The sequence below is a fragment of the Lentzea sp. HUAS12 genome, assembly GCF_024125735.1.
Classification (GTDB): domain Bacteria; phylum Actinomycetota; class Actinomycetes; order Mycobacteriales; family Pseudonocardiaceae; genus Lentzea; species Lentzea albida.
On sequence record NZ_CP099738.1, the window covers coordinates 3,671,605 to 3,697,288 of the forward strand.

Here is a 25,684-nt window from a genome sequence, read left to right on the forward strand (position 1 = left end):
AAATCGTGCGCCGCGGTGCGCTGAAGGAAGTGGAGCGAAGTGTTTCGCGAGGTACCGGTGCTCCCGGTGGTCATCCCCTTGGCAGCGGTCGTCTTCCTGCTCCTGCTGTGACACCTGCGCCGCCACGACCGGCTCACGACACCCCGCGCTGCCGTCGCGCTCGTGCTCTGCGTGTACGTCACGAGAGTCGTGGCGAACACCGTGTTCCCGATCTTCCTGGACATGCCTGAGCGTGAACCGCATTGGAAGGTCTACTTCGGACACATCCACATCTACGGCGTCGAGGAAGCCGTGCAGAACATCGTGGTCTTCGCGCCTGACGGGTGATCGTGCCGCCGCTGCTCGCGAAAGCCTCGTGGTGGCGCGTGCCGGCCGTGGTGGCGGTGTTCAACCTGGCGATCGAGCTGCCCCAGTTCTTCACCGGCAACCTGCTGGGCGGCGGTCACCTGACCGACGTGAACTACCTGTTCGTCAACGTGGTCGGCGCCGCGCTGGGCATGGGCGTGTTCGCCGCGCTGCCCCAGGTGCCGGCTGGTGCCGCCCTCGTCGACCGGTTCCGCTGGAGCTGACCGTCGCACCGCGCCGACCGGCCCCCGCGAGCAGCTGGCCAGCTTCGCGCAACGCCTTGCGGATGGACGGCGCGAGCGGCAGGTAAACCGCCGGAACCGGTGCATCCTGCCAGCGAAATACCGCCAAAGGCTGATGATCGACTGGGCCTTTCGGTGTCATCACCGGTCGTGTCGATCCCCAGGAGGAACTCGGTGGTTTCCAGGAGAATGGCGACGTGCATGCTCTCGGTAGGCGTCGGCGCGCTGACTGCGGCACCGGCGGCCGCGGTGTCCGGTGGCGAGCAGGCGGCAGCCTCGGACGCACCGTGGATGGTGACCATCGCGAACAAGGGCGAACGGCCCCTGCACCAACGGGCCCAGTGCGGCGGTGCTCTCATCGCGCCCGACCGGGTGGCCACCGCCGGGCACTGCCTCGACACCGTGAACCCCAGCCACAAGGAGCTGTACCTGGGCGGTGGCACGTTGTCCACGGATCCCGGCCGCAAGCTCGAGGTCAAGGTGTACGCGATCCACGGCGGGTACCGCACGCTGCCCGCGGAGGAGGCACCGTGGGATTTCGAGAAGGCCGCGCCGGCGAACGACATCGCCGTCGTCGTGCTCGCCGAGCCGGTGAAGGACGTGACGCCGTTGCGGATCGCGAAGAAGTCCCCGGCCGCCGGCACACCCGTGACGGCGTTCGGGCACGGCCTGACCGCGCCGATCGACCCGCAGAACCCCGAGGCGAGCCTGGGCGACCAGCTCAAGCGCGGCGAGTTCAAGACCATTGAGGACGGTCCGTGCGACGAGCAGCTCGATCATCGGGTCGACGGCGCCAGCGTGCTGTGCGCGCAAGACGCCGACACGGGCATCTGCCCCGGTGACAGCGGTGGCCCCCTGGTCGCCACCGTGAACCGCAGGCCCGAGCTCGTCGTAATCACCAGCTTCGCGGGCGAGATCCTCGGCAAGGGCTGCGAACGCGGCATCGCCGCCGGTTTCGCCGACGTGGGCGCGCTGCGCGACCAGCTCACCTCACCGAGGCCGGCGTTCGCGCCGATGCCCGACGGCCAGGTCACCGTCCAGGGCGACAAGAAGCCGGGCTCGATGCTCACGTACGACGCTCCCAGGTGGACCGTCGGCAAGCCGGAGTCCGTCGAACGCAAGTGGTACTCGGCCGACTGGGACTCGAACGGGAAGCCCTCCGCCTTCTACCGGATCGAGGACGAGACCGGTCCGAAGCTGGAGGTCAGCGAGGAACTCGCGGCCCAGGCCCTGATGTGCGTCATGACCGCCAAGACGAAGGGTGGCACCGTGGAGCTCTACTCCGAGGTGGTGTGACCGGCCCTCGGGCACGGAACCGGGCGGCCGTGTCCTGTGTGGACGCGGCCGCACGGGCTCCGCGCAGGGCGGGTCGCCGGCCGGCACCGCGTCGTCAGCGCCGGCCGCACCGACCGTTCACCCCCTGCGCGCTGCCAGGATCACCGACCGGGTTGCCCGGCCGCTTCCTTCTGCTTCCTGGCGATCTGCACGGCCTCGTCCACCGAGTCGGCCACCGGCAGCACCTGCCCCAGCGCGCTGGCCATCAGCGGGCGCGCGGCCGCGGCCTGCACGGCGACGATCGCGAAGCCCACGCCCTTGTTCTGCGCCTGCCCGGACAGCTTCAGCATCATCGACAACGCCGACGAGCCCATGAAGTCCACGGCCAGCTCCACGACGAGGCCGGTGGAGGCGGTGCCGAGGTGGTCGAACAGGGCCGTCCCGACCGCGTCGACGCTGACCATGTCGAGTTCGCCGGTGATCACCGCGACGAGGACGCCGTCCTGCTCACTCGTTTTCATGCCTGCCGTCGACGCCGACTCACCCGATGTCACTGAACACCTCGTCCACAGTTCCGCGGTCACTCCTCCCGCCGATCCTACGTAGCGGAATTCCACCCCACACGGCAGCCGCGTGACGGGGTGTCGCGACCGAATCCCGCGCGACCCACCGGTCCCGGTCAGCCCCAGGGGCCCTGACCAGCGGTCATCGCCGATCATCCCCGTCTACCGGCAGCCGGACGAGGTGGTCCCAGGCGGGTCCGGGTGTGGTGAGGCCGACCAGGAGGGCTTCCAGGTCGGTGAGCGGCTGCCGGTCCGGGTGGTGGTGCCAGGTGGGCACGGCGCTGATGCCGTCGGCCGCGGCCGTGATCAGCGCGGTGACGTGGGGCGGGAGGCCGTCGTCGGCGAGGTCGTCGTGCCAGCGCAGGGTGTCCTCGCGGGCGAGGTCGGTGATCTCCGGGATGGTCGCCAGGTGGCTGAGCAGGGGGACGAGGTCGCGGAACATGCCGGGGTCGCGGGAGAACGCCGCGCTCACCCGGATGTAGGCGCGGGTGAGACGCCCCGGCGCGGTGTCGTCGGGGTCCACGGCGGCGACGACGTCGGCGCGGAACCGGTCGAACAGGTCCTGGGCCAGGGCCCGCACCAGGTCGTCCTTGGTGGCGAAGTGGTGCAGGAGACCGCCCTTGGACACGCCCGCGTCCCTGGCGATGTGGTCGAGCGTGGCGGAGGTGCCGCGGGCGCGGATGCACGCGCCGGCGGCGTCCAGCAGCGCGCGGCGGGTGTCCTCGGGGGTGCGCCCGGCTACACGCGGCATGGACTACTCCTCGGTCGGGGTCGTGGTGGTGCCGCCCTTCCTACCGGAGGGGATCGTGTACCAGGCGATGAGGGCGGCGATCACGGTGATCGCGGCGGCGGCGACGGACGTGACCTGCATGGCGGTCGTGAACGCCTCCCGCGCCGCCGCGACGACACCGGAGCCGGTGGTGTTGACCGCGGCGGCCAGGGAGTCCTGCACGGCGGCGCGGGCGGGACCGGGCAGGTCGGCGGGCAGGTCCAGCGACGCCCGGTAGACCAGGGTCACCGTCGAGCCGAGCAGCGCGATGCCGAGCGCTCCGCCGAGCTCGAAGGCCGTCTCCGAGATGGCCGAGGCGGCGCCGGCGCGTTCGGACGGCACCGCGGAGACCACGGCGTCGGTGGTGAGCGTCATCGCCACGCCGATGCCCAGTCCCAGCGGGAGCAGGGCCGCCGCCAGCCACAGGACGTGATCGGCGTTCTCGGCGACGGCGACGAGCACCAGGCCCAGCGCGGCGAACAGCACGGCGGACGAACAGCACACCGGCGCTCATACCGACCGCGGCGGCGAGCACCGACTCGAGGTCCACGACGGCGCCGATGGCGTGCTTGACCGCGTAGACCAGCGGCACGACGGCCGTCATCGGACGCATGAGTCGGAGCTCGGCCCGGGCCAGAACCTGGACTCGTCAACGCGTACTACGCGGCCACGGGCGGAAACCCGCTGGTTCTCCGCCACCTGCCGGCCGCGATGAGGGAGTCCTTCTCCCAGCCCGGCGCCGACGTACCGCAGATCCCGGCTTCCTACTGGCCACCCGGCTTGGGCGACTCGGTGCTCGCACGGCTCCACGACGAGTCCCGGCGACCTGGTCGAGCACGCCAGCACGATCACGGTGGTGGAACCTGCGGATCGCGGGCTCGCGGAAGAGGTGAGCGGGATGACGGTGGCCGGCACCGCCGACGGCGTTCACCGCTGGCGCGGATGGAATTGATGACCGAGCCCGAGGTGCCCCGCTCGACGATCTGAACACCAGGCACGAGCATCGTCGAAAGCCGACCTCGCCGCCGTCGACGGACTCATCGAGGTAGTCGCCGACCGACTACCTCACCGCGAATGGAACGACGCGCGGCCTGCCGGTTTCAACGCGATCCCCGCCAGCACTCCCTGATCACTCACCGCGCTGTGGGCCCAGGCCCGACCAGCAGATCCCGGCCAGCAGTGCGGTAACCGCACCAATCCCGGCTTCACCAGGTCGAGTCCGTCGAACATCTCCGACAGTTCCTCGATGTCGGTGGATCCAGCACGGCCCGTTCCCCAAGGGCCCAGCAAGCGACGAGTCGCGGCGACCATGCTTTCGGCACCCAGCAAAGCGTTGCAGCGAGCCATCATCGGCGCCGGTGAGCTCCAAGGGGCGTTCCTGTCGGCCGCTCCCACGGCGATCACGCCCACCGGTCGTTCCCGGTCCAGCCAGCGGGCGGTGAAACACTCCGCGAGCGCTTCGTCCACTTCGGTCACTCGTGCACGCAGCAGGTGCACGGATCCGATACTCGCGGTCGGCGGCTCCCTCCTCCTGCCACCGGGGAACAAGCCATCGCCGACGCGGACGACCACCGATTCGGGGTAGAGGTATGAAGCGAGGCTGTGCACACCATTCTTCTCCGGTGCACGGGATCCCACGTCCAAGAACTGGCGAATCCCACGCCTGAGCATCATCAGCATCGCGTCCTCGAAGAAACCGACTTCGAGTGACGAGAGAGGCACAACGACCGAACTTCTCAGCGTCCTCGGTGATGAACCGTCCATTCCCTCTCCGTCCACCGCTTCCTCTCCGGCACGACCACTTGCCCACCGCGTCCGAAGAGCGAACGTACGTCGGCAAACGACTTCGCATCCAGCAACCTGCGCGTTCGGTCAACGATTTCGGCACGGATCGGCCTGAGCGAGCATCTGAGCGGGTGAGAGCCATCCTGCTCGAACCCGGCCCCTCTGCTCGAATCCGGCTTCTCTGCGACCCTCGTGCAGCTACGAGAGTCCTGTCACAGGCCCGCGAGCACGCCTCGCTCCGTCAGTCGGAGAGTGCCGTTCCTTGCCTCACGCGCCTTGAGCCTGCTCGTGTCCGCGAGCGGCTCCCCTTTGGTGGCAACGATCGTGACAGGTGCCGCCTGGTCGTCACCGAACCGGACGTCGACCGACCCGATCGCAACAGTGCGTTCCCTGTCCCCCAGCAGCAGCCTCACCCTGCGCAGGCCGTCCGACCAGGTCGCACCTCGACCGGACGCGGCGCCCGAGGTGACGGCATCTGCTGAACGACCACCTCTGCCACGGCACCGGTCGCGGTGGCGAAGTCCAGCCTCGGCCGAGCGGGCCGGTGACCGATGTGTGCCCGTAATCGGTGGCGGCCGGCAAAGCGAGCCCGGGCCTGCCGGTTTGCAGGTGCAGGTGGAACCGAGCAGCAGCAGAACCAGGCAGGCGGACGTCCCAGCAGACCATCCGTCGTCGACCGTCGGCACCACGGGAACCGCAGTGGTGCCGCAGGCGGGTGCGGCGTTGCCGGTCACGACAGCGGGGAGAGTCGGGCTGGACCAGGCGTGGTCGTCAGCGTTGGGGCGCCGACCGCGATCCACACCCCAGGAAAGATCCTTTGCGACCTCGCGATAGCGGTCGCGTTGGGCGGTAACTGCCTGGCCGATGTCGCGGCTGTGAGGTCCGAACCGGCCTTCGGCACGGGCTACGTCGATCGATGGGCGCGGCCGGGATCTGCTGGGACCTCCGCCTTGCACGCCGATGTCTGCTGCGAGTGCGAATGCTCAACTGCCGCGGGAACAGTTGTACGAGGCACGATCGATTCGGCCTCGGAGCATCCACATAGGACCGTCGGCCCACCCCGCGATCCGGTCGCGTTCGCCGCGTACCGGTGGGACCTCATCGGTCAGTCGCGTCGACCGGGTGATGCGGACGTGCGAGCCGTCGACCACCGGTGGTGGCCGCGCTCGTCTTCCGGCACCTTCAGCAGCCGAGATCACGAAGTCCGGCTGGAGCACCAGTCCAGCCGGACTTGCGCGGAACGCAGGCTGGTGCCGATGTCGTTGTGGACACGGACTCCTGAGCGGCACACCGAGCAGGACGGAGGCCGTCACCACTCGGCACAACGGCTGAACGATCGGCACCGCAGCGGTTTTCGCCGCGGCGCAGATCGCATCGAGCGAACGTCCCGATCAGTCGGGGCGGCCGACCTGGGTGTTGGACAGGTCGAGACCGATCGCGAAGTCCGCGCTGTAACCGGCACCGGTGCTGGTCGGGTTCAGCAGCATCTGGGCACCACCCCTCAGGTAGATGGAGTCCCTGTTGTTGGTGGTGTCCGCCGGGCCTTTGCGCGCGTACGGCTGGGTCCGGAGGTATGCCGCGCCGAACGCGGTTGTGAAGTACAGCTGAGACGTGAACTCGTACGGAAGGCCGTTGGTGCCGGTCGTCCGGATCTTGATGTGGATGTGGAGGGTCCTGCCGGTGTACCAGCCGGGCAGGATGGTGATGAACTGGGCCTTCCCATCCGCATTGGTGTTCTGGTAACCGCGCAGGAAACGGCGACCGGAACTTCCCTGTGACGGGATGTCCGAGTAGAGCCCGAACGCGTCGCACTGCCAGACGTCCACTACGGCGTCGGGCAGGGGGGTGCACTGTCCTGGACGGACCGACTGGACGGTGAAGTTGAGCATCAGCGCCGTTCCGGGCGACGGCTGACCGGTGGCCGGGTCGGTTCGGATGTCGGACCGGTTGAGCATCCTGTCGACGAAGTAGGGACCTTCCATCTGTTCCGGCTTGACCACGCAGTTCAGCGCCGGTCCGCAGACCTCGGATCCGCCGGCGGTTCGGCTGGCGCCGGCCGCGGGAGATCCCGCGACCGTGAGCGTCGCGCCCGCGGCGCCGAGCAGGATCAGCGCCTGCCGCCGGCCGAGCACACGGCCTACCGGCTCATCGTCGTCGTGCATGGGGTGTTCCTTCCGGGCATACCGTTCGCTGTGCGTGGTGGGAACGGAATGCATGTCGTGAGTGGCTGCAGGGGACCTCGCACGGTGGAACTGTCCAAGACCGCCAGAATCACTGTCGAGAAGTTTCACCCGTCTGCGGCCATCACGAATTACTGTTCGCGGAACTGATAGGCCGATCACCGGAACCGCAGGTCATTGCACATGGAGCAATCCACGTGGTCCGGCCTGTTCCCGGTTTTCGTCTTCATTTCGCTGTTACTCCCGACGGCGGAATCGGTCATTCTCGTCGACCGGAAGCGGATCGCGGACAGAACAACTCGGCGGCGACGTCCACCTCGCCATTCCGGTTGATGCGACCCAGCCTCATCCGAGTGGAGTCCGCGGGTGGTCCAGTGTTCTGGACGACTGCGCGGCGGGCAGGGTTCCGCCGATCCGGCGGAACCCTGCGCTCGTGTCATCAGCCCCTGGCCCGCTCAGCCGGGTCGTTCGCCAGGAGGAACGCCCGCAACCCCGCGAGGTCGTCGGTGTTGATGTGGTCGACGCCGGCCACGGCGGTCATCGTGAACTGCGGCAGCAGCCCTGTTCCCGACGAGGTGCAGCGCGATGTCGACAGCGCGCCGGCACCGCCGGCCGGTACCGGCACGAGTCCTCCGGCGGGCAACGGCAACGCCGGTCGGATTCCCACCACTCCCGGAGCCCGTGCGCGCCTCGGACTCCGGTGATCGGACACGCGTGACCCTCCTGATCCGTTGCCGGTGTCCGTTGGGGCGATCTCACCGTTCCTTCCATCCCTGACACCGGATCCAGGTGGTGGTGCACAACTCCGCCGGCGACAGGGAGACGAAACTCCATTGTGGAGCGCGGGCGTGGCATTGCGCTGCCACGCCCGCACCATCATCTCCCGAACCGGCGGCGGCGATCGCGCTGCCGGTCTCCGGGTCAGACGGGTTCCGCGGTCACCACCACGTTGTCCACATAGGACCTCGTGGCGCGGTCGAACTCCCCGCCGCAGGTGAAAAGCGTCAGTCGAGGCGCACCGGTCGAGGTGAAGTAGGGGCCGAGGTCGAGATCCTTCTTCGGGTACTGCTCACGCGCCACGACCCGATACCTCCTCACTCGTCCGTCCTGCCCCGTCAGAGCGACCTCGTCACCCTTGTCCAGTTCACGAAGCCGGTAGAACGCGCCCGGCCCGTCCGTCGCGCTGTCGACGTGACCACCGATGACCAGCGAGCCCGCGGGCGAGTCGAGTCCGACGCCGAACTCGTACCACCCGACGACGTCGACGCTGGGCGGTACCGCGAATTCCGCGTTGTCGTCGACGCCGGTGGGCACGACCCGGGCCGTCAGGCCGATCCCCGGTACGGACAGCGACGTCGGCGGGACGTCCTGCCGCTGCACCGGCAGGTCCGCGGGCCGGGTCGGCACCGGGGCGCCGGCGACCGCCTGGGGACTGGTCGTGCTCGCGGTGGCCATCTCCCGGACCACCTCCGCGCCGAAGTCGCGCTCACCGCGGGTGAACAGCCACACCGCGCCCAGCCCGAGAACGACGGAGACCACCAACGCGAGCACACCAGCGCGGGTCACCTGGGCTCAGCCGCCGGACGACGCCGGGCCACCACGACGACCGCTGCCGCGACGAGGCCCGCCAGCGCCAGGCCCCACGGCGTCAGGCCGGAACCGGCCGTGCCGCCCCCACCGGCGGGCATCCCGCTCGGCGCGCCGCCCAGGCCGTCGATCGTCTGGGCCGCGAAGGTCAGCGACTTCGCCTCCGCCGATCCGATGGCGTACACGATGGTCGCCGCACCGGCTTTGAGCACGAGGTCCTTCGGTCCGATCGCGACAGTCGTCGTGCCGGCGAGCACGACGTCGGCGTTCACCGTGCCGGCGGGCAGGTCGGCCTTGTTCTCCTTCGGGTTGGTGAGCCCGGAGAACACGGGCTTCCCACCGGCGCGCACGTCCACCGCGGGTGCGGCGGCGGTGTGCCGGACGATCAATCTCGCCTGGCCCGCCGCCAGCTTCGACCTGTCGTTGACGAACGCGGTCAGCGCGGGTTTGCCGGAGGCGTCCAGGTGCGCTGCCAGGCTCACGTCCTGGCCGCCCGGCACGGCGAGCGCGTTGTTGCGCAGGATGGCCTTGTCGACGGCCTCACCCGGTTTGGTGAGCGCGATGTCGTAGGTCGCGGCAGGCAGGGTCAGCGGACCGGCGACGGTCGCCGGTGCGAAGTTGTCCAGCGTCTTCTTGCCGTTGACGTAGACGTCGACCGGCTGGCCGGGGATGCCGTGCACCACCGTGACCATCGAGTCCTCGGCCGCGCCCGCGGGCAGCGTGACACCGAACGACATGGCCACGGCCGACAGCACGGCGGCGGTGACGCGCAACGCGATGTGCCTCATCTTCACTCCAAGTCCGGGGAACCGGGGATGCGGGAGATACGACGGCGTCCCCCGGTTCGGATGCACCCCGGCCGGAACTCCGCCGGACGACCTTGCCCGCGCACAGCGGCCAGGGCACCATCGGGACGACCAGGCGGGCGATCACCGCTCGAGACCACGTTCCGTGCGGCCGATGAGGTGACCTGTCGTGGAGTTCAACGTCCGCCACCTGCGCGCGCTCGACGTGCTGCGGATCGAGGGCAGTTTCCGCAGGGCGGCGGCGAGGCTCGGCGTCGGCCAGCCGTCCCTGTCGAGGCAGGTGGCCCGGATGGAGAAGGCCCTCGGGATGGCACTGGTCGACCGTTCCGTCGACGGCGTCACGCTCACCCCCGCCGGACTCGTCGTGGTCAAGCACGCCGGCCGGGTGATCACCGCGGTCGACGACATGATCGCCGAGCTCGACGAACTCCGCGGGACCACGGGCGGTGAGCTGAGGATGGCCGCCTCGCTCAACCCGGCGCTGACGACCGAGTTCCTGCTCGAAGCCGGGTGGCAGGTGCACGTCACGCGCGATCAGGACACGGTCGTGAAAGCGCTCGTGGAGGCCGGCACCGTCGACCTCGCCCTTCTGGTCGACGATCCGGTGGCCCCTTATCGGCCGGCGCCCGGGTTGCGCATGGCGGTGGTCCTGGAAACGCCCCTGTGGGTCGCCATGCCGCGGGACCACTCGTTCAGCGGGCGTGACGTCCTCCGGCTCGCTGATCTGGCGGGCGAGCCGTGGCTGATGCCCTCCGGCGGAACGCTGCGCACCATCATCGGACGGGCGCTGCGCAAAGTCTCCGCGATGCCGGAGGTGCGTCTCTGGGGTGACGTGGAAACGCTGTTCCCCGCTGTCGAGACCGGGACCGGAATCGGGCTGGCCAGTCCCCTGTGCGGTGCGTTCTACGGCTACCGCGTCGACGTCCGGCCACTGGCGGACGGGCCGGCGGAACGCAAGATCTGCGTGTGGCGCGAGGCCTCCGTGTCCACGTCCCTGATCAGGTCCCTGGTCGACGAGCACCAGCGCAGGCACGCGGCCCTGGCCCCGGTCATGCCGCAGTACCTCCACTGGCTGGAGGAGAACCCGACCGCGATGCCGCATTTCTGACACACGAAATCCTTTGTGATCTCGACATATTCCTTCAGGGCATCACAAATCGCACATCGCGACATAGCGCCAATGGTGTTCACACGGCGATATGTTTAAATTCGACGCTTCAGAGCACCAGTTCGAATTGTTAGCCTTTCGACATTGTTCTCGAACGAAAGGCTCGCACCATGAATTTCGCGCGAAGGATTTTCGCATTCGTCACCGGAGTGACCACGGCCGCGGTGGTGGTGGTCGCGCTGCCCGGCTCGGCCTCCGCAGGACCTTGCCCTTCCGCGACCGCGTTGTCGGTCATCAACCAGGGCCGCACCTCGTTCTGGAACTACCACGAGAGCGGCGTGGCGGACAACGCGACGGCGCTGAAGAACATCAACCAGGCCGCGTCGGGTCTCGCCGCCCAGCGCAGCAGCTACGGCACGGCCCCCGGTGGTTCGGTCTGCCTGGCGAACTCCATGCTCAACGGGCTCTACTACGTCGGATCCGCCTACCGCCTGACCCTGAGCGAGATCGCCGGCGGTTCGCACAGCGCGGGGTCGAAGCACTACCAGGGCGTCGCGTTCGACGTCGCGAGCATCAACGGCAGTTCCGTCAGCTCGTCCAACCCGTACTACCAGGGGGTCATGCAGAGCTGCCGCAACAACGGCGCGGTCCTGGTGCTCGGCCCCGGTGACGCGGGCCATGCCACGCACCTGCACTGCCAGTGGTGAGGTGACCCCGGTGGTGTGTGCCGCCAGAACGGCACACACCACCCGCAGAACGAGCGCGGCTTTCTCGGCGCGAGGTGCATCCGCGGCGGCCACGCCGGTCGTACCCGACTCATCCAGCCACGGACGAGTTGAGGAGTGCTTCGATGCGCAACCGACTGATCGCCGCCGCACCGGCGTTCGGCATCGCAGTCGCCGGCGGTGCGGCCGCGGCCGTGCTCACCTCGCTGGGCGTGAAGGTCAAGCCGTTCCTCGCGCGCACCAACGGGTCCGCGATCAGCTTCGCCATCGTCGGCGACCCCGTACTCCGCTGAGCCCGCCGGCAGGCTCTGGATCAGGTCAGGTGGTCCGATGGTGCCCGCGGTGGTCACGGCCGTGAACGACACAGGTGACACCGCCGACGATGTGGCCAAGTCCTTCGTCGCCGGTGACGACGGTGCGCTTCGCGCCGTCTACGACCGCTACGCCCCGGCGGTGCTGCGGGTCGCGGCGGCCACCCTCGGGACGCACGCCGACGCGGAGGACATCGTCCAGACGACCTTCGTGACGGCGTGGCGCACCAGGGGGAGCTTCGACCCGGCGAGGGGAAGCCTGCTCGTCTGGCTGCTCACCATCGCGCGCAGCCGGAGCCTCGACCAGCTCAGGACGCGAAGCCGCCAGACGAACACCGTGAGAGCGCTTCGGAGCAGCAGCACCGAAACCATGTCCGACGAGGCCGTGCGACCCGAACGGATCGTGGACCGCATGATCGTGCTCGAGGCGATCGGCGAGCTCCCGCTCCAGCAACAACGCGTCCTGTTCCTGGCGTTCTACGATGATCTCACGCACGAACAGATCGCTTCGGTGACCAGCCTGCCGCTGGGCACGGTGAAGAGCCACCTGCGCCGCGGTGTGGCCAGGCTGAGGAAGCGGTGGGAGGTGGACGGTGTCGCACGCTGACCCCGATCAGCTCACGCTCGTCGCCCTGGGCGAGCAACCCACCGACAGGTCCACTTCGGACCACGTTCGCGGCTGTGCCCCGTGCCGTGCGGAACTGGCGTCGCTTCGTGAAGTGGTGGCCCTGGGCAGGGAAAGCCACGTCGAACTCGACCTGCCCATGCCGTCGGAGGCCGTCTGGGACCGCATCACCGCCGAGGTCGACCGGCGGAACACGACCGTCGTCGCGGTCCCACCGCAGCGGCCACGTCGCCGGGTCCGGGCGTTGCTCGCGGTCGCCGCCGCGGCCGCGGCCATCGGCGCGGCCTCTGCGGTCGTCGTGGACAGAGCCGCCACGAGCACACCGGTGGCGGCGGAACAACTGCTGGCACGAGCACAGCTGTCCCGGTTCGGCACGGCTCCCGGCGACGCCCAGGGCACCGTGCGCGTGGTCCGTGCCGGAGACCACGCGGTGATGCGGGTCGCCGTCGCCGGAATGCCCGCACCGCAAGGGCTTTACCAGGTGTGGCTTTACGACGGCGTCGACACGATGATCCCTCTCGGCGTGCTGACGGGTGGCGAGGTCGAGCTGCCGGTTCCGGCGGAGGTCGACCTGACCCGGTTCAAGGTGGTCGACGTGTCCGCTCAGCGACTGGGGCAACAGGAACACGGCGTCAGCGTGCTGCGGGGTGAGTTGGGCTGACCGCCGTCACGCGCGGCTTCACACCTCGGTTTGGCGCCGGAGGATGACGTCCGAAGGGGCGGCCGGCGCCATCAGCCCCTTGGCGTTGAGCGAACCGAAGAAGGTGGCGAGAGGTTTCACCGCGGCGACGAGCCGCAGCACGGGCGCCGGACTGGCGAGGCCGCGACGGACGCGCGCGGCGCTGCCGCGTTCGATGCGCACCTGACGTTCCTGCTCGGCCTGCACCGGGGGCCTCCTGCGCGCCTCGACCTCCGCGCAGGCCGCGTCCAGTTCGGCGTCGGGTCCGCCTTCGAGCAGCACGCCCGCGATCCGGTTCGCCGTCTCCGCGGCATCGCAGATCGCGAAGTTGATGCCGTTGCCGCCGACCGGTGAGATGACGTGCGCCGCATCGCCGATGAGCAGGACTCCCGGGCGGTACCACCGGTCGACCTTCGTGATGCGGACGGGCAACAGGGTGAACTCCGCCGGATCGGCGATGGCGTCGACCCGGTCGCCGAGCCAGGGCAGGCTCGTCCGCAGCGCGGCGACGACGGGGCCGGCACCGCCTTCCCGCAGGCGCGGGAACGACCCCGCCTCGATGGTGAACCCGATCTGCCAGTGGTCGACCTGGTTGAGCACGGCGATCGTGCCGAGCGGATGTCCGAACAGCTGCAGGCCGGACAGCGCCGGATCGCCGTCGCGGCGGGGAAATTCGCGCCACAGCAGGTCGAGGCTCGCCCCGAGCTGGATCGTCTGGGCGCCCGCGAGGACGCGGACCTTCGAGTTGCGCCCGTCAGCGGCGATGACCAGGCGGGCGCGCACTTCGCGTTGCCCGCCTTCACCGGTGTGCCGGACTCCGCACACCCTGCCGGTGTCGTCGCGGAGCAACTGGTTCACCTTGGCTCGCATGCGCACCTCGAAGCCCGGATACACCGCCGCCAGCTTCACCATGTGCGGCAGGAACAACGCCTGCGGGATCAGGGCGTAGTAGGGGTGCTTCGCGCTGGTCTTGTCGTAACGGGCGATCGTGTAGGTCTTCTTCGGCGTGTGCCACTGGAAGGCTCGGGCCCTGGTGTGCGGGATGGTGTTCAGGATCTCGTCCGCCAGTCCGAGCTGGTCGAGGTAGTCGAGCACGGACGGGGCGAGCGTGTCGCCGCGGAACCTGCGGTTGAAGTCCGCCTGCGCTTCCAGCAGCACGACGCGCAGCCCGGCGCGGGCGAGCAGGTACGCCAGGACGACGCCGGCCGGACCACCGCCCACGACGACGCACTCCGCCTCGGTGACCTCTTGTGGTTCGACCATCGAAAACTCCCGTAGATTGACTACTAGGAAATCTAACTAGGTCCGGCCGGGCCTGCATGACGGGAGATGGCGTGTCCCTGCACCAGGAAGTGCTGGACCAGGTGCGGGCCGTGGCAGCGGTCACCACCCGCCTGGGCGATGCGTTCGCCCAGGCCACAGGCCTGAACCGGACCGACGCGACCGCACTCGCGATGGTCATGGACGCCGGCGCCGCAGGGGACGACATCGGGCCCTCGCAGCTCGCGCGCCAGCTCCGCGTCACCACCGCGGCCACGACGACACTGGTCGACCGCCTGGTGGCGGCGGGCCACCTCGAGCGCGTTCCCGACCCGTCCGACCGCCGGCGACTCGTCCTCCGGATCACGACCTCGGCGCTCAGCGAGGGCAGGGAGTTCTTCGGTTCGGTCAACACCGCGCTGCTCACCGCGACGTCCGGCTTCACCGCCGACGAGCTCGACGTGGTCGCCCGCTACCTCGGCGTCGTGCGCGCGACGATCGAGCAGCACCAGCCTGAGACGTGACCGGACCGCACTGCCCCGGGGATCTCGACCCCGAGTTGCGTCGTTTCTGAGTCGAATTTATCCTTGGAGCCAGCGCATCGTGATCATCTGTCAGCGAAGGTCGTGCACCGTGCCCGAGCTCTCCCGCCTGCCCCAGCCCGTGACCGAGTCGTGGGACTGGCAGCTGTCCGGTCTGTGCCGAGGCATGGACAGCACCTACTTCTTCCACAAACCCAACGAGCGGGGCAGCGCACGAGAGGCACGCGAAGCGGCGGCGAAGGCGATCTGCCAGAGGTGCCCCGTGATGCAGAAGTGCCGCGAACACGCGCTCCAGGTCCAGGAGACCTTCGGCATCTGGGGTGGTCTGGGGGAAAGCGAACTGCGGGCGATGCTCACCGCGCAGTCCCGCCGAAGGCGGCCGTGACCTACACGCCTCGCGCGGTGGCGGCGATGCTGGGAATCGCACCGACCACGCTCAGAACGTGGGACCAGCGTTACGGCATGGGTCCTTCGCAGCGCAGCGAAGGCGGTCATCGTCGTTACGAGGACGCCGATGTGGAGCTCATCCGGCGGATGATGGCGCTGACCGCCCGGGGAGTCACACCGGCGGCCGCGGCCGAACTCGCCCGCCGGCAACGCGATGGCGGACCGTTCCGGGCGCGGTCGCCGTTGGACGACGACAGCGCGCGGACTGCTCGGCTCGCGTTCGTCACCTCCGCGAACCGGCTCGACGAGTCGTCGATGCTCGACGTGGCCGGCAAGCTCATCGCCGACCACGGCGTCGTCGCGGCGTGGGACTCGGTGTTCGTCCCCTGCCTGACCGACATCGGTGACATGATCGCCACCCGCGGCAGCGGGGTCGAGATCGAGCACCTGGCCAGCGCGAGCGTTCTGCAGGCCATGCGAGGCGTTCCGCGGTCGACCGTGCCCGGCCCGCCTGCGGCACTGCTGTCGACCGCACCGGAGGAACAACACGTCCTGGCCCTGGAAGCCCTCGGAGCCGCGCTGTCCGAACAGGACTGCCCGTGGCGCAGTCTCGGCGCTCGGGTGCCTCCTCGCGCGTTGTGCGACGCTGTCGCCGCTCTGCGGCCGGGCGTCACGCTGATCTGGGCCCATCGCGCCGATCTGACGGCAGCGGTTCCCCTGGACGAGCTGCACGCGCACTCTGATTCATTGCTCGCAGTCGCGGGACCGGGCTGGGCCGGGGTACCGCTGCCCTCGTTCGTGCAGCGGCCCGAGTCGCTGACGGAGGCCGTCGAACTGGTGCTCGCCCGCACTTCCCCCTGAGCGAGAGCGGAGGTCGAACTGTGAACCCGCACCGCGGCGACCAACCCGTGCTGATCACTTCGGCGGCACCGTCCCACCAGGAGCAGCTCGCGGCCAGACGGCGCCGGTACGCCGTCATGATGAGCCTGCGCATCCCGTGCATCGTGCTCGCCGTGGTGTTCGCGAAGATCTGGTGGCTGGCGCTCGCCCTGATCCTGCTGTCGGTTCCGCTGCCGTGGATGGCCGTCCTCATCGCCAACGACCGGCCTCCGCGCAAGGCGGAGACACCGCGGCGCCCGCGACCGTTCCGCCGCGCCATCACCAGCGGCGACCGGCACCCGTAGAGGGGATCAGAGCTGCCCGCCTCCGGTCACGAGGTAGTAGGCGTCGGCGGTGTCGCCGTCCACGCCGACGAAGTGCTCGAGACGTGCCGCTGCCTCGCGGACCAGGACGATGAGGATGTCGAAGCCGTGGTCGCCCGCAAGAGCTTCGAGCGCCGGTCCGGCGAGGCCGACGTCGCTGTTCGCCACCGCGGTCAGGAGGCTTGCGGCGTGCTCGACCGCTTTGGCGCAGTGGTGTTCCTCCTTCAGCACCGTCATCCCGATCGGGACGCGCGCGTCCGGCCTGAGACCGCCCATCGGGAGGCCGTGCACCAGCACCGAGGTGAGCACGTCCAGCGCGGCCATCCGGGACGCCTCGTCCTGCATCACCATCCGCACCGCGACGATCGCGTTCGCGTGGTCGCGCCGGTTGATCGCGCCGATGGCCGCTCGCGCCCAGGTCGCGCCGTCCGGTTGCGGACCGGTGTGGGTGGTGGTTGCGCTCGACGACACAACGTCCGCCAGCAGGTCGTCCCGATCTGAGATCATGTGCGGTGTGGACCTTCCTGCTCGACGACCCGTCTGGCCGCAGCCGATGGTAGATCTTGCCGCGAAGACGTCCCCGAACCGGGCGACCTGACGCCTGATCGCGGAAGCGCTGTGTAGCAACCGGATTCGATCGCTGAGGCGCTCCACCACTCGGAGAGCGGCATCAAGTCGACGCAGGAGCCACGTGCGGCGACCGAATGTGATCAGCAGCGGCCGCGGTCGCACGATGGAGTGATGTGCAGCGTCCACCGCGCTCCGCAAGCCCACTCCCCGGCGCACGGGCGAGGCCCGGGTCCACTGGAGACCCGGGCCTCGCGGTCGTGCGCGCTCAGGAGTGGACGGGGACCTGCTCGTAGATCACCTTCCACTCGTAGGTGCCGGCGAACCCGTTGGCCCACAGGGAGTTGACCCGGGCCGCCTCGGTGGCGTTCGGCGAGGCGACGGTGCACGACGTGCCCGGACCACCACCCGACATCAGCTCCGAGCACGGGCCGCTGTAGTGGTCGGGCAGACCGAGGGCGTGCCCGGTCTCGTGGGCGGTGATGCGGGTGACGTAGTACTGCCGCGCCTGCGTGTAATCGATGAAGATCGTGCCGCTGCCGTGGCCGTTGGTCGAGGCGTACGAACCGCGCGGGTCGTTGCCCTCGCGGTAGCGCAGAGTGGCCGCGCTGCGGTTCTCTACCAGTTTCACGTTGGACACCCGCGCATTCCAGTTCGCCGCGCCCTGCCGAATGGCACTCGCGAACGTGGGTGCGCTGCTGGTGTCGTAGTAGACGTTGACCGCCGCCGCGGTGGGCGGGGCGCCGGCCGACGCGTGGCCGGTCAGGGGTGCGACGACGGTCGTGGCCGCGGCGAGCGCGACGGCCAGGACGGCTTTCCTGAACATGATTTCTCCTCGCTTGCAGGGTGCGAAGAATGGAACTTTCCGGTTCCGCCAACTCAACGTAAGGAAGGTGTTCGCGTCCATTCGCCCGCCATTGGCGTGAAGCGGGCGAACGCTCTTGACCGTTGACTTCGCCCGCTATTCGGGCGAATGCGGCGAACACGCGGGAAGAGGGCGAATGTTCGTCACGATGCGTGTCGCACTGCTCGTGCATTGTCGCAATACCGGTCCAGGCGTACGAGGACGGTTCAGGCGTCCTCGAAGGCCGTCCTGGAGGCGAGCGGCTCCCACTCGTCCATCGTCTGGAGGAAGCCCGCGAACTTCCTCCTGGCGGCGGCGTAGACCCCTGCACCGAGCGGGAGGTGCAGTGGCGGGTGCTCGGCGTCGACCGCCCGCAGCAGGACGTCGATCGCCTTGCGCGGGTCGCCCGGCTGCCGTCCGTCGTGCTCGGCGCGGTAGCGGCGGCGGCCCCCGGCCGTGCCGGCGTACTCCGGCATCTCTGCCGCGGCCATCCGCATGGAGCGGCCGAGGAACTCCGTGCGGAACGGGCCGGGCTCCACGATGATCGTCGCGATCCCGAACGGGGCGACCTCCTGCGCGAGCGCCTCGGACAGGCCCTCGACGGCGAACTTGGTGGCGTTGTAGTAACCGCTGCCGGCGCTCCCGGCGATCCCCGCACCCGAGGACATCATGACGATCCGCCCGCCGCCCGCCTTCCGCAGGGCGGGCAGCGCGGCCCTGGTCGTCTCGATCACGCCGAAGACGTTGGTCTCGAACAGCGGCCGGTACTCCTCGGGAGAACCCTCCTCGATCGCACCCACCATGCCCTGGCCCGCGTTGTTGACCAGCACGTCCAGTCCGCCGAACTCCTGTTCCGCCACCGAGATCGCGGCCGCGGCGTCTCCTTCCCGCGTGACGTCGAGCGCGACCGCCCGGCACGTCCCGGGGTGGGCGGCGACGAGGTCCTCCAGCGACCGCGGGTCGCGCGCGGTGACCACGGCCTGGTCACCGCGGTCCAGCACCGCCTCGGCGAGGACCCGGCCGAGTCCGGCCGAGCATCCCGTGATGAGCCATCTGCGCGGCGTCATGCTCGTGTCTCCTCCGTGGTTCGGTTGGGCCTGTGTGAACGACCGTAATGAGGTTCGGCCTGCCGGGCGTGGGTGCAGTGCACCCCCATTGCCGCGCCGGTGCTCCGTCGAGGACGGTCCGCCGACACAAGCCGGCCGGAGTTCTTTCGTTGTTCCGCACGAAGATTTCGCGTGTTCGAGTTCCTACGCTGCGGCGATCACGTGCCAAAAGCACCTTCGACCTGCCAAAGGGCGTTCTCTGGAACCTCAGCCGCACCACGGCGACGTGGCTCGCCGTCTCCACCGCGCTCACGGGCTGTTCCGGTGCGGCGGAAAGCGACCGGTCCGCGGTCGCGCACGACGCGGACATCCCGAAGCCGACGTGGGCGGTGGCCGCCGGACCTCGCTCGCTCGACATCGCGCACAGCCTCGACGGCACGTCCTACCTGGCCATCGCGGCCCTCTTCGACTCCGTGCTCACGCTCGACATGAAGGGCAATCTCAAGTCCGGGCTCGCGGAGTCGTGGTCCAGCCCCGACTCCCACACCTACGTCTACCGGATCCGCCAGGGCGTGAAGTTCTGGAACGGCGAGCCGGTGACCGCCCAGGACGTCCGGTTCTCGCTGGCGCGGCAGCTCGACCCGGCCACCGCCTCGGAGTCCGCGCAGCTGCTCGCGGCGGTGAAGGCGGTGGAGGTGAGCGGGCCGAGCGAGGTGACCGTCCGGTTGAGCCACCCGGACGCCGCGTTCCAGTACACGCCCGCGCTGGCGTGGTTCGTGCAGCAGAAGTCCTATGTGGAGGCCGCGGGCAAGGAGCTCGGCACCGGTGCCAGGCCGGGCATGGGTTCAGGCGCGTACACGGTCGAGTCGTTCTCCTCGGCCGGCGGCGTCGCGCTGCGCCGCAACGAGCAGTACTGGGGTGCGAAGCCGAAGGTCGTCTCCGCGGAGATCAAGCCCATCGCCGACCCGGAGGCCCTGCGGCGCGCCGTGCAGGCCGGTGAGGTGGACGGCACCATCGACTTCCCGGTGCAGCACGCCCAGCAGTGGGAACAGCTCCGCGGTGTGCGCGCCCAGTTCGTGCGGAGCACGACCACGACGTACCTGTCGCTGGACACGGCCACGGCCCCGTTCGACGACGAGCACGTGCGCCGCGCGATCGCGCACTCGGTCGACCGGAAGGGGTTGCTGGTGCCCGCTTTCGGTGGCCGGGCCGACCTGGCCGCCAGCCCGTTCACGACCGCGCAGCTGACCGCGACGGTCGGTGAGGACCGCCGCCGAGCTCACCGAGTCGATCGCGCTGCCCGAGTTCGACCTGGGCAAGGCCGCGGCGGAGCTCAAGAAGTCCAGACACCCCAACGGGTTCACCGTCGACGCGCCCTACGCCTCGGACGAGCCGTGGGCCCAGCTCACCCTGGAGGACCTCGCCCGCAACCTGGCCGGGATCGGCATCAGGCTCACCCCGAAGCCGATGCCGCGCCAGCAGTGGGTGGCACAGATCTACGCGCACCAGGACCTGGGCATCCAGATCATCCGCGCCGGGGGCGGCACCCCCTACGCGGGCGAGCTGGCGTCGGTGTTGTTCGACGAGGACTCGGCGAGGCCGAACGGCTTCAACACCGCCAACTTCCACCCCGACGAGGTGCGCCAGGTCGTCGACCAGATCGGTGCGCCGAGCAGCGCGGAGGCGCGGTTCGCACAGCTGAGGTCGCTGATGGCGCTCAACGCCGAGCAACTGGGTTACGTCCCGCTGTTCGAGCCGCAGACCGGCATCGCGCTGCGCGACGAGTTCGTCTTCGACCCGCAGGTCGACACGTTCCTGGTGGGGGACAACTGGTTGCGGCTGGTCAGGTCGGCGAAGTGAGCGCAGGGGGAGCACGGCGACGACCGGCAACACGCTCGTGACCGGCCGGGAAGGCGCACCCTCCCAGCCGGCCCGCAGGCCTCACACGTCCCGGCGGCTCAGGCTGACCACCGCGGCGACGAGAGCGGCGGCGACCCAGCCGGCCAGAACCGTGACACCTGCTGCGGCACCCAGCTTGCTGTCGCCCGCGGCGGCCACCGCGGTGAACGCGGAGGCGGCGGAACTCGGCAGGAAGCGCAGGATCGTGTCCCAGCTGTCGGGCAGCAGCGCGCCGGCGATGGTGGGCAGGATCAGGATGCCGCCGACGACCGCGCCGATGCTGCCCGCGACGCTGCGCAGCAGGATGCCCAGGCCCAGGCCGATCAGGGCGATCGCGGTGATGTAGCCGACCATGCCGAACAACGTGGTGAGGACGTCGTCGTCGGTGAGCGAGGCGGTCGGGGCGTCGTTCGCGGAGAAGATGGCCGTGCCCACCGCGTAGGAGCCCAGAACGGCGATCAGCGCGGTGGGGACCACGGCGGCGGACAGGGCGACGGCCTTGGCCACCACCACCTGCCAGCGGCGGGGGACGGACACCACGGACGCGGTGATCATGCGGGAGCCGTACTCGCGGGCGCCGGCGAGGCTGCCCAGGACGCCGATCAGGAGCACGGCGAACGTGGAGCCGGTGAGGACGGTCGCGAGGGGTCCGCCACCGCCGAACGGGCCGCCTCCGTCGGAGCCGCCCGGGCCGGGGGGCGCGACGGAGCCGGTGGAAACCGCGGAGGCGATCGCCCCGAAGCCGATCATGACCACGGCGACCGCGGCCATGCCCACCCAGGTGCTGCGCAGGCTGCGGGTTTTGATCCATTCGGAGTGGACGGCTCTGGTGAGCGTCTGGGGGCGGATTCGGGTCGCGGGTGCGGGGAGGGTGGTGGTCATCAGGCTGCCAGTTCGTGCGTGGGGACGGTGGCGGTGTACTCGACGCTGTCGCGCGTGAGTTCGAGGTAGGCGGACTCGAGCGAGGCGGTGACGGGGGTCAGTTCGTGGACGCGCAGCCCGTGTTCCGCGGCCAGGTCGCCGATCGCGGCCGAGGTCGTGCCGCGCACCTCGAACCGGCCCGGCTCGCGGGTCGTCAGCGAGATGCCGTCCCCGGCGAGCAGTGCCGCGAGCCTGCCGGCGTCCGGCGAGACGACGACGACCGCGTTGCCTCCGGGGGACTCCTCGATGAAGTCCGCGATCGACGAGTCGGCCAGGATCCGTCCCTGGCCGATGACCAGCAGGTGGTCGGCGACCAGTTGCATCTCGCTCATCAGGTGCGAGGAGAGCAGCACGGTGCGCCCCTCCCCCGCGAGTTCCGTGAGCAGGTCGCGGATCCACTGGATGCCGTCGAGGTCGAGGCCGTTGACGGGTTCGTCGAGCAGCAGCACGGCCGGGTCGGCGAGCAGTGCGGCGGCGATGCCGAGGCGCTGGCCCATGCCGAGCGAGAACGACCCGGCCGCCTTGTGCGCCACCTCGGTCAGCCCGACCTGGCCGAGCACCTCGTCGACCCGGCGGCGGCCGATGCCGACGGTGGCGCCGAGCGCGAGGAGGTGGTTGCGGGCGCTGCGGCCGGTGTCGACCGCCTTGGCGTCGAGCAGCGCGCCCACCTCGGCGAGCGGTGCCCGGGAGGTGGCGTAGGGGTGGCCGTTGACGAGCGCCGTGCCGGAGGTCGGCCGGTCGAGGCCGACGATCATGCGCATGGTCGTGGACTTGCCGGCGCCGTTGGGGCCGAGGAAGCCCGTGACGACTCCGGGCCGGATGGTGGCGGTGATGCCGTCCACGGCCACTTTGGTGCCGTAGGTCTTCGTGAGGTGCCGCAGCTCGATCATGCCGAGAACGATGCTCCGGACACGGGCTCGTGCGCGTCGTACGGCCGTGGACACATAGGACACTCGCCCGTACTGCGTTCGTGGTACGGCACCCGGTTCGCGGTACGACGGCGGCGAGATGCCTCCGGGCCGCCGGGGCGTCTAGTTTGATCGTCATGACGCGGATGTCGGTCTGGAGGTGGGTGGCGAGCCACCCCGTGCTCCGCGACATCGCTCTCACGTGCGTCGTCGTGGCGGGCGGCGTCGCCGGTGAGCTCAGCGGGATGCGCGGCCAGACCGACGGGGCCCTCACCACGCGGGACGTCGTGGCACTGGCCGTCGTCGTGGTGGCGGTGTCCACCCGCCGCCTGCGCCCCGCGCTGAACCTGGTCGGCACCGCCGTCGCCGCGCTGGCGATGGTCCTGGCCACGGGTGTGCTGCAGCCCGTGCTGGTCGTGACCCTCGGAGTGCTCACCTACACCACGACCGCCGCCACCGGCCGCCGTTCCGGGGTGCTGCTGGCCGCCCCGATCGCCGTCGGCCTCTACGTCGTCGACACCTTCGTGGACACGTCGTCCCCGTGGTCGCCCCGGAGCTTCGCCGTGCTCGCCGGGATCGCCGCGGCCGCCGCCGCGGGGGACGCCGTCCGCAGCCGCCGCGCCTACGTGGCCGAGGTCGAGGAACGGGCCCGCCGCGCGGAGCACACCCGTGAGGAGGAGGCCGCCCGCCGCGTCGCCGAGGAACGGGTGCGCATCGCGCGGGACCTGCACGACGTGGTCGCCCACCACATCGCGGTGATCAACGTCCAGGCCGGAGCGGCGAGCCACGTCCTCGTCCGCCACCCGGACCAGGCCCGCCGGGCCCTCACCCACATCCGCGACGCCTGCGGCACCGTCCTGAGCGAACTGGCCTCGATCGTCGGGGTGCTGCGGGAGAACAACGACCACGACAGGGAACCCGTCCGCGGGCTGGCCGCGCTCACCACCATGATCGACTCGCTCGCCGCCACCGGCCTCACGGTGGAGCGCAGGCAGGCCGGCGAGGCGAGGGACCTGCCCGCGGTCGTCGACCTCGCGGCCTACCGGATCCTGCAGGAGGCGCTGACCAACGCGCACAAGTACGGCACCGGAACGGCCTGCGTCACCATCACCTACACCGAAGACTCCCTCGTCCTCGACGTCGTCAACGCCATCGCCGTGGATCGCGCGCCGGTCACCTCGGGCTACGGCATCCTCGGCATGACCGAACGCGCGGCCACCGCGGGCGGCACCCTCGACGCGACCGCCCGGCCGGACGGGCGCTTCGCGGTCCACGCCGAACTCCCCGCCCCGACGCAGAAGGCCACCACATGACCATCCGGGTGCTGCTCGCCGACGACCAGGCCCTCATCCGCGCCGGCTACAAGATGATCCTCAACGCCGAACCGGACCTGGAGGTCGTGGGCGAGGCGGTGAACGGGCGCGACGCCGTGCACCTCGCCCGCGCCACCCGCGCGGACGTGGTGCTCATGGACATCCGCATGCCCGAGGTCGACGGCATCGAGGCCACCCGCCGCATCGCCGCCGACGACGACCTCGCCGGCGTGCGCGTCCTCGTGCTGACCACGTTCGAGAACGACGAGAACGTGCTGCACGCGGTGCGCGCCGGCGCCAGCGGGTTCCTCGGCAAGAACGCGGGCCCCGACGAGCTGATCCACGCCGTCCGGGTCGTGGCCTCCGGGGACGCCCTGCTGTCCCCGAAGGCCACCAGGGGCCTCGTCCAGCACGTCCTGAACCAGCCCGAGCCCGTGCCGCTGCCGGCGCTGGCCGACCTCACCGACCGCGAGCGCCAGATCGTCGTCCTCGTCGCCCACGGACTGTCCAACGAGGACATAGCGCAGCGCCTGGTGCTGTCGCCGCTGACCGCCAAGACCCACGTCAACCGGGCCATGACCAAGCTGGGGGCGCGGGACCGTGCTCAGCTCGTCGTCATCGCCTACCACAACGGCCTGGTCCGGCCCGGTGACCCGGCGCCCTGACGGGCCTCAGCGCAGGGTGGCCTTCAACCGCGCGATCGCGTCGGTCTCCGCCGCGTGCAGCTCCGCGAGCTGCGCGCCCATGGCCGGGAACTCGGTCATCTCCCCCAGCGCGGTCCACATCGCGCCGATCTCCCGCCACCGCGGCGCGAGCCCGGAATGCCCGGCCTGCTCGAGGAAGTCCGCGAACAACGGCCGCAGGTTGCCGCCGGTGACGCCGTAGCGGCCGTCCACTCCCTCGCGCACGCTCTGCAGCGCGTGGTCGAGGCCCTGTCCGTCGGCGAAGACCTTCGGCCACGCCTTGGCGGCCCTGGTGTCGGTCATCATGCGCGACCACTTGCGCCACGCCGGCAGGGAGAACGAGTCCGACTTGGCCGACAGGTGCTCGACGACGTCCCGCAGGCCTTCGCTCACCGCGGCTTCGACGTCGGGCGCCCGGTCGGAGTCGGTGATCACGAGTGCCTGGTTCTTCCAGGTGCCGACGCGGGCCACGGCCCGGTCCAGGTCCTCGCGCGCGACGGTGAGCGGGACCTGGTTGCGGTCGTCGAGGTAGACCTGGTTCCCCGCGGCGCGGTAGACGACGACCGGGTGGCCGCCGTGGCCGTCGAGCTCCTCGGGGAGGTCCCAGTAGCCGATCTGGTAGCGGTCGGGCCACACCATGACGGCGTCGCCGGCGTCGAGGCGCGCGGTCAGCCACGCCTGGGCCGCCTTGGGCGCCGAACGGTGCCACTCGTGGGCGATGCCGAGGCGTTCGAGGACCTTCTCGCTGCGGCGGGTGACGTACTGCCACGTGTTGGTGAAGCCGATCGTGACGTGGCGGCTGTTGTGCTGCTTGAACTCCCACAGGATGTAGCCGGCGCCGATCCCGCCGCCGATGCCGAACACCAGCGCCTCGTTCAGGCCGGTGATGCCGCGGGCGGCGAGCATGGCGTTCAGTCCCGCCGCGTCGGGGTCCGTGCCTCCGCGCAGCACCCAGCCGCCGTCCGGCGAGGCACCGCTCAGGTGGGCGAACGCGGTCGTGTAGCGCTCACCGGTCTTGGCCATGCGGGCCCGCACCTGCGCCTTGAACTGCTTGCGTGACGTCATCACCGAACTCCTCGGCCGTCGCGTCCGACATCCGAACCCCACGCGCC

Annotated in this window: 30 protein-coding genes and 2 pseudogenes; 16 read left to right on the plus strand and 16 right to left on the minus strand. The window is 70.2% G+C overall.

The genetic code is table 11. The features are described from left to right. Positions 1-323 precede the first annotated feature (323 nt). Both ND450_RS15920 and ND450_RS15925 read left to right on the plus strand, forming a co-directional pair. On the plus strand, positions 324-569 hold the full coding sequence (locus ND450_RS15920; protein ID WP_253326897.1) for a hypothetical protein: 246 nt from the start codon (positions 324-326) through the stop codon (positions 567-569). Between the two features lie 219 nt (positions 570-788). Next, positions 789-1,883, plus strand: coding sequence for a trypsin-like serine protease (locus ND450_RS15925; RefSeq protein ID WP_253326898.1), 1,095 nt, complete (start codon positions 789-791; stop codon positions 1,881-1,883). Positions 1,884-2,023: 140 nt separating this feature from the next. Here the strand turns inward: ND450_RS15925 and ND450_RS15930 are convergent, their stop codons facing one another. From ND450_RS15930 to ND450_RS15950, 5 genes are all read right to left on the minus strand, one after another. Then, positions 2,024-2,383, minus strand: coding sequence for an STAS domain-containing protein (locus tag ND450_RS15930; RefSeq protein ID WP_253326899.1), 360 nt, complete (start codon positions 2,381-2,383; stop codon positions 2,024-2,026). Between the two features lie 184 nt (positions 2,384-2,567). Beyond that, on the minus strand, positions 2,568-3,176 hold the full coding sequence (locus ND450_RS15935; RefSeq protein WP_253326900.1) for a TetR/AcrR family transcriptional regulator: 609 nt from the start codon (positions 3,174-3,176) through the stop codon (positions 2,568-2,570). 3 nt (positions 3,177-3,179) lie between these two features. Then, positions 3,180-3,698, minus strand: coding sequence for a hypothetical protein (locus ND450_RS15940; RefSeq protein WP_253326901.1), 519 nt, complete (start codon positions 3,696-3,698; stop codon positions 3,180-3,182). A 561-nt stretch (positions 3,699-4,259) separates the two neighbouring features. Continuing rightward, positions 4,260-4,958 (minus strand): SAM-dependent methyltransferase, encoded by a 699-nt coding sequence (locus ND450_RS15945; protein WP_253326902.1) that lies wholly within the window; start codon positions 4,956-4,958, stop codon positions 4,260-4,262. Positions 4,959-5,191: 233 nt separating this feature from the next. After that, entirely contained in the window at positions 5,192-5,392 is a 201-nt protein-coding gene (locus ND450_RS15950) for a hypothetical protein (protein WP_253326903.1), read from the minus strand. 286 nt (positions 5,393-5,678) lie between these two features. Here ND450_RS15950 and ND450_RS15955 point away from each other — a divergent pair. Next, positions 5,679-5,872, plus strand: a pseudogene (locus ND450_RS15955) (IS1380 family transposase); the annotation flags it as partial. Positions 5,873-6,370: 498 nt separating this feature from the next. Here the strand turns inward: ND450_RS15955 and ND450_RS15960 are convergent. The 4 genes from ND450_RS15960 to ND450_RS15975 all read right to left on the minus strand — a co-directional run bounded on the left by ND450_RS15960 (position 6,371) and on the right by ND450_RS15975 (position 9,534). Beyond that, positions 6,371-7,141, minus strand: a complete 771-nt coding sequence (locus tag ND450_RS15960) for a twin-arginine translocation pathway signal protein (protein WP_253326904.1) — start codon at positions 7,139-7,141, stop codon at positions 6,371-6,373. Between the two features lie 457 nt (positions 7,142-7,598). Continuing rightward, positions 7,599-7,826: a hypothetical protein gene (locus ND450_RS15965; RefSeq protein ID WP_253326905.1), complete on the minus strand. Its 228-nt coding sequence runs from the start codon at positions 7,824-7,826 to the stop codon at positions 7,599-7,601. A gap of 254 nt (positions 7,827-8,080) precedes the next feature. Further along, on the minus strand, positions 8,081-8,725 hold the full coding sequence (locus ND450_RS15970) for a class F sortase (RefSeq protein WP_253326906.1): 645 nt from the start codon (positions 8,723-8,725) through the stop codon (positions 8,081-8,083). Beyond that, the gene (locus ND450_RS15975; RefSeq protein WP_253326907.1) at positions 8,722-9,534 is read right to left on the minus strand and encodes a DUF4397 domain-containing protein; all 813 of its coding nucleotides are present in this window, start codon (positions 9,532-9,534) and stop codon (positions 8,722-8,724) included. The genes ND450_RS15970 and ND450_RS15975 overlap by 4 nt, the downstream gene beginning before the upstream one ends. A 187-nt stretch (positions 9,535-9,721) precedes the next feature. Between ND450_RS15975 and ND450_RS15980 the strand changes: the two genes are divergently transcribed. The 5 genes from ND450_RS15980 to ND450_RS16000 all read left to right on the plus strand — a co-directional run bounded on the left by ND450_RS15980 (position 9,722) and on the right by ND450_RS16000 (position 12,982). Then, a complete protein-coding gene (locus ND450_RS15980) occupies positions 9,722-10,660 on the plus strand; it encodes a LysR family transcriptional regulator (protein ID WP_253326908.1) in 939 nt (312 codons plus the stop codon). Positions 10,661-10,869: 209 nt separating this feature from the next. Then, positions 10,870-11,367 carry a hypothetical protein gene (locus ND450_RS15985; protein WP_253326909.1) on the plus strand — a complete coding sequence of 166 codons (498 nt, stop codon included), beginning with the start codon at positions 10,870-10,872 and terminating at the stop codon, positions 11,365-11,367. Positions 11,368-11,510: 143 nt separating this feature from the next. Next, a complete protein-coding gene (locus ND450_RS15990; protein WP_253326910.1) occupies positions 11,511-11,678 on the plus strand; it encodes a hypothetical protein in 168 nt (55 codons plus the stop codon). 37 nt (positions 11,679-11,715) lie between these two features. Next, entirely contained in the window at positions 11,716-12,303 is a 588-nt protein-coding gene (locus ND450_RS15995; protein ID WP_253326911.1) for an RNA polymerase sigma factor, read from the plus strand. Continuing rightward, complete coding sequence (locus ND450_RS16000; protein WP_253326912.1) at positions 12,290-12,982, plus strand: anti-sigma factor; 693 nt, start codon at positions 12,290-12,292, stop codon at positions 12,980-12,982. The genes ND450_RS15995 and ND450_RS16000 overlap by 14 nt, the downstream gene beginning before the upstream one ends. 18 nt (positions 12,983-13,000) lie before the next feature. Here the strand turns inward: ND450_RS16000 and ND450_RS16005 are convergent, their stop codons facing one another. Then, entirely contained in the window at positions 13,001-14,263 is a 1,263-nt protein-coding gene (locus ND450_RS16005; protein ID WP_253326913.1) for an FAD-dependent monooxygenase, read from the minus strand. A 71-nt stretch (positions 14,264-14,334) separates the two neighbouring features. Here ND450_RS16005 and ND450_RS16010 point away from each other — a divergent pair, with 71 nt between their 5' ends. The 4 genes from ND450_RS16010 to ND450_RS16025 all read left to right on the plus strand — a co-directional run bounded on the left by ND450_RS16010 (position 14,335) and on the right by ND450_RS16025 (position 16,373). Continuing rightward, positions 14,335-14,784 carry a MarR family winged helix-turn-helix transcriptional regulator gene (locus ND450_RS16010; RefSeq protein WP_253326914.1) on the plus strand — a complete coding sequence of 150 codons (450 nt, stop codon included), beginning with the start codon at positions 14,335-14,337 and terminating at the stop codon, positions 14,782-14,784. 109 nt (positions 14,785-14,893) lie between these two features. Continuing rightward, positions 14,894-15,187, plus strand: a complete 294-nt coding sequence (locus ND450_RS16015) for a WhiB family transcriptional regulator (RefSeq protein ID WP_089912587.1) — start codon at positions 14,894-14,896, stop codon at positions 15,185-15,187. Beyond that, positions 15,184-16,050 carry a MerR family transcriptional regulator gene (locus ND450_RS16020; RefSeq protein ID WP_253326915.1) on the plus strand — a complete coding sequence of 289 codons (867 nt, stop codon included), beginning with the start codon at positions 15,184-15,186 and terminating at the stop codon, positions 16,048-16,050. The genes ND450_RS16015 and ND450_RS16020 overlap by 4 nt, the downstream gene beginning before the upstream one ends. A gap of 20 nt (positions 16,051-16,070) precedes the next feature. After that, the gene (locus ND450_RS16025) at positions 16,071-16,373 is read left to right on the plus strand and encodes a DUF3099 domain-containing protein (RefSeq protein ID WP_253326916.1); all 303 of its coding nucleotides are present in this window, start codon (positions 16,071-16,073) and stop codon (positions 16,371-16,373) included. 6 nt (positions 16,374-16,379) lie between these two features. Here ND450_RS16025 and ND450_RS16030 read toward each other — a convergent pair whose 3' ends face one another. The 3 genes from ND450_RS16030 to ND450_RS16040 form a co-directional block, all read right to left on the minus strand. Continuing rightward, on the minus strand, positions 16,380-16,898 hold the full coding sequence (locus tag ND450_RS16030) for a hypothetical protein (protein ID WP_253326917.1): 519 nt from the start codon (positions 16,896-16,898) through the stop codon (positions 16,380-16,382). Positions 16,899-17,226: 328 nt separating this feature from the next. Next, a complete protein-coding gene (locus ND450_RS16035) occupies positions 17,227-17,784 on the minus strand; it encodes a snapalysin family zinc-dependent metalloprotease (RefSeq protein ID WP_253326918.1) in 558 nt (185 codons plus the stop codon). 245 nt (positions 17,785-18,029) lie between these two features. Further along, positions 18,030-18,869, minus strand: a complete 840-nt coding sequence (locus tag ND450_RS16040; protein ID WP_253326919.1) for an oxidoreductase — start codon at positions 18,867-18,869, stop codon at positions 18,030-18,032. Between the two features lie 467 nt (positions 18,870-19,336). Here ND450_RS16040 and ND450_RS46050 point away from each other — a divergent pair. Next, positions 19,337-20,059 (plus strand): annotated as a pseudogene (locus tag ND450_RS46050) (ABC transporter substrate-binding protein); the annotation flags it as partial. Positions 20,060-20,108: 49 nt separating this feature from the next. Further along, on the plus strand, positions 20,109-20,708 hold the full coding sequence (locus ND450_RS16055) for a hypothetical protein (RefSeq protein ID WP_253326922.1): 600 nt from the start codon (positions 20,109-20,111) through the stop codon (positions 20,706-20,708). 81 nt (positions 20,709-20,789) lie between these two features. Here the strand turns inward: ND450_RS16055 and ND450_RS16060 are convergent, their stop codons facing one another. Together ND450_RS16060 and ND450_RS16065 are read right to left on the minus strand one after the other, a co-directional pair. Next, positions 20,790-21,629 carry an ABC transporter permease gene (locus tag ND450_RS16060; RefSeq protein WP_253326923.1) on the minus strand — a complete coding sequence of 280 codons (840 nt, stop codon included), beginning with the start codon at positions 21,627-21,629 and terminating at the stop codon, positions 20,790-20,792. Beyond that, a complete protein-coding gene (locus ND450_RS16065; protein ID WP_253326924.1) occupies positions 21,629-22,558 on the minus strand; it encodes an ABC transporter ATP-binding protein in 930 nt (309 codons plus the stop codon). Before ND450_RS16065 ends, ND450_RS16060 begins: the two co-directional genes overlap by 1 nt. 155 nt (positions 22,559-22,713) lie before the next feature. On the opposite strand from ND450_RS16065, the gene ND450_RS16070 reads away from it, so the two are divergent. Beyond that, complete coding sequence (locus ND450_RS16070; protein ID WP_253326925.1) at positions 22,714-23,889, plus strand: sensor histidine kinase; 1,176 nt, start codon at positions 22,714-22,716, stop codon at positions 23,887-23,889. Beyond that, the gene (locus ND450_RS16075) at positions 23,886-24,554 is read left to right on the plus strand and encodes a response regulator transcription factor (protein WP_089911606.1); all 669 of its coding nucleotides are present in this window, start codon (positions 23,886-23,888) and stop codon (positions 24,552-24,554) included. The genes ND450_RS16070 and ND450_RS16075 overlap by 4 nt, the downstream gene beginning before the upstream one ends. Before the next feature lie 6 nt (positions 24,555-24,560). On the opposite strand, the gene ND450_RS16080 is transcribed toward ND450_RS16075, so the two are convergent. Continuing rightward, positions 24,561-25,637, minus strand: a complete 1,077-nt coding sequence (locus ND450_RS16080; protein WP_253326926.1) for a BtrH N-terminal domain-containing protein — start codon at positions 25,635-25,637, stop codon at positions 24,561-24,563. Between the last annotated feature and the right edge of the window lie 47 nt (positions 25,638-25,684).

What these genes read in the sequence shown, in the direction of transcription:
- ND450_RS15995 (WP_253326911.1), top strand. Translation starts at nt 11,716, where the DNA reads ATGGTGCCCGCGGTGGTCACGGCCGTGAACGACACAGGTGACACCGCC.
- ND450_RS15960 (WP_253326904.1), bottom strand. Translation starts at nt 7,141, where the DNA reads ATGCACGACGACGATGAGCCGGTAGGCCGTGTGCTCGGCCGGCGGCAG.
- ND450_RS15945 (WP_253326902.1), bottom strand. Translation starts at nt 4,958, where the DNA reads ATGGACGGTTCATCACCGAGGACGCTGAGAAGTTCGGTCGTTGTGCCT.
- ND450_RS16035 (WP_253326918.1), bottom strand. Translation starts at nt 17,784, where the DNA reads ATGTTCAGGAAAGCCGTCCTGGCCGTCGCGCTCGCCGCGGCCACGACC.
- ND450_RS16065 (WP_253326924.1), bottom strand. Translation starts at nt 22,558, where the DNA reads ATGATCGAGCTGCGGCACCTCACGAAGACCTACGGCACCAAAGTGGCC.
- ND450_RS16040 (WP_253326919.1), bottom strand. Translation starts at nt 18,869, where the DNA reads ATGACGCCGCGCAGATGGCTCATCACGGGATGCTCGGCCGGACTCGGC.
- ND450_RS15925 (WP_253326898.1), top strand. Translation starts at nt 789, where the DNA reads ATGCTCTCGGTAGGCGTCGGCGCGCTGACTGCGGCACCGGCGGCCGCG.
- ND450_RS16075 (WP_089911606.1), top strand. Translation starts at nt 23,886, where the DNA reads ATGACCATCCGGGTGCTGCTCGCCGACGACCAGGCCCTCATCCGCGCC.
- ND450_RS15975 (WP_253326907.1), bottom strand. Translation starts at nt 9,534, where the DNA reads ATGAGGCACATCGCGTTGCGCGTCACCGCCGCCGTGCTGTCGGCCGTG.
- ND450_RS16005 (WP_253326913.1), bottom strand. Translation starts at nt 14,263, where the DNA reads ATGGTCGAACCACAAGAGGTCACCGAGGCGGAGTGCGTCGTCGTGGGC.
- ND450_RS16080 (WP_253326926.1), bottom strand. Translation starts at nt 25,637, where the DNA reads ATGACGTCACGCAAGCAGTTCAAGGCGCAGGTGCGGGCCCGCATGGCC.
- ND450_RS15935 (WP_253326900.1), bottom strand. Translation starts at nt 3,176, where the DNA reads ATGCCGCGTGTAGCCGGGCGCACCCCCGAGGACACCCGCCGCGCGCTG.
- ND450_RS16070 (WP_253326925.1), top strand. Translation starts at nt 22,714, where the DNA reads ATGACGCGGATGTCGGTCTGGAGGTGGGTGGCGAGCCACCCCGTGCTC.
- ND450_RS15930 (WP_253326899.1), bottom strand. Translation starts at nt 2,383, where the DNA reads ATGAAAACGAGTGAGCAGGACGGCGTCCTCGTCGCGGTGATCACCGGC.
- ND450_RS16030 (WP_253326917.1), bottom strand. Translation starts at nt 16,898, where the DNA reads ATGATCTCAGATCGGGACGACCTGCTGGCGGACGTTGTGTCGTCGAGC.
- ND450_RS16060 (WP_253326923.1), bottom strand. Translation starts at nt 21,629, where the DNA reads ATGACCACCACCCTCCCCGCACCCGCGACCCGAATCCGCCCCCAGACG.
- ND450_RS15990 (WP_253326910.1), top strand. Translation starts at nt 11,511, where the DNA reads ATGCGCAACCGACTGATCGCCGCCGCACCGGCGTTCGGCATCGCAGTC.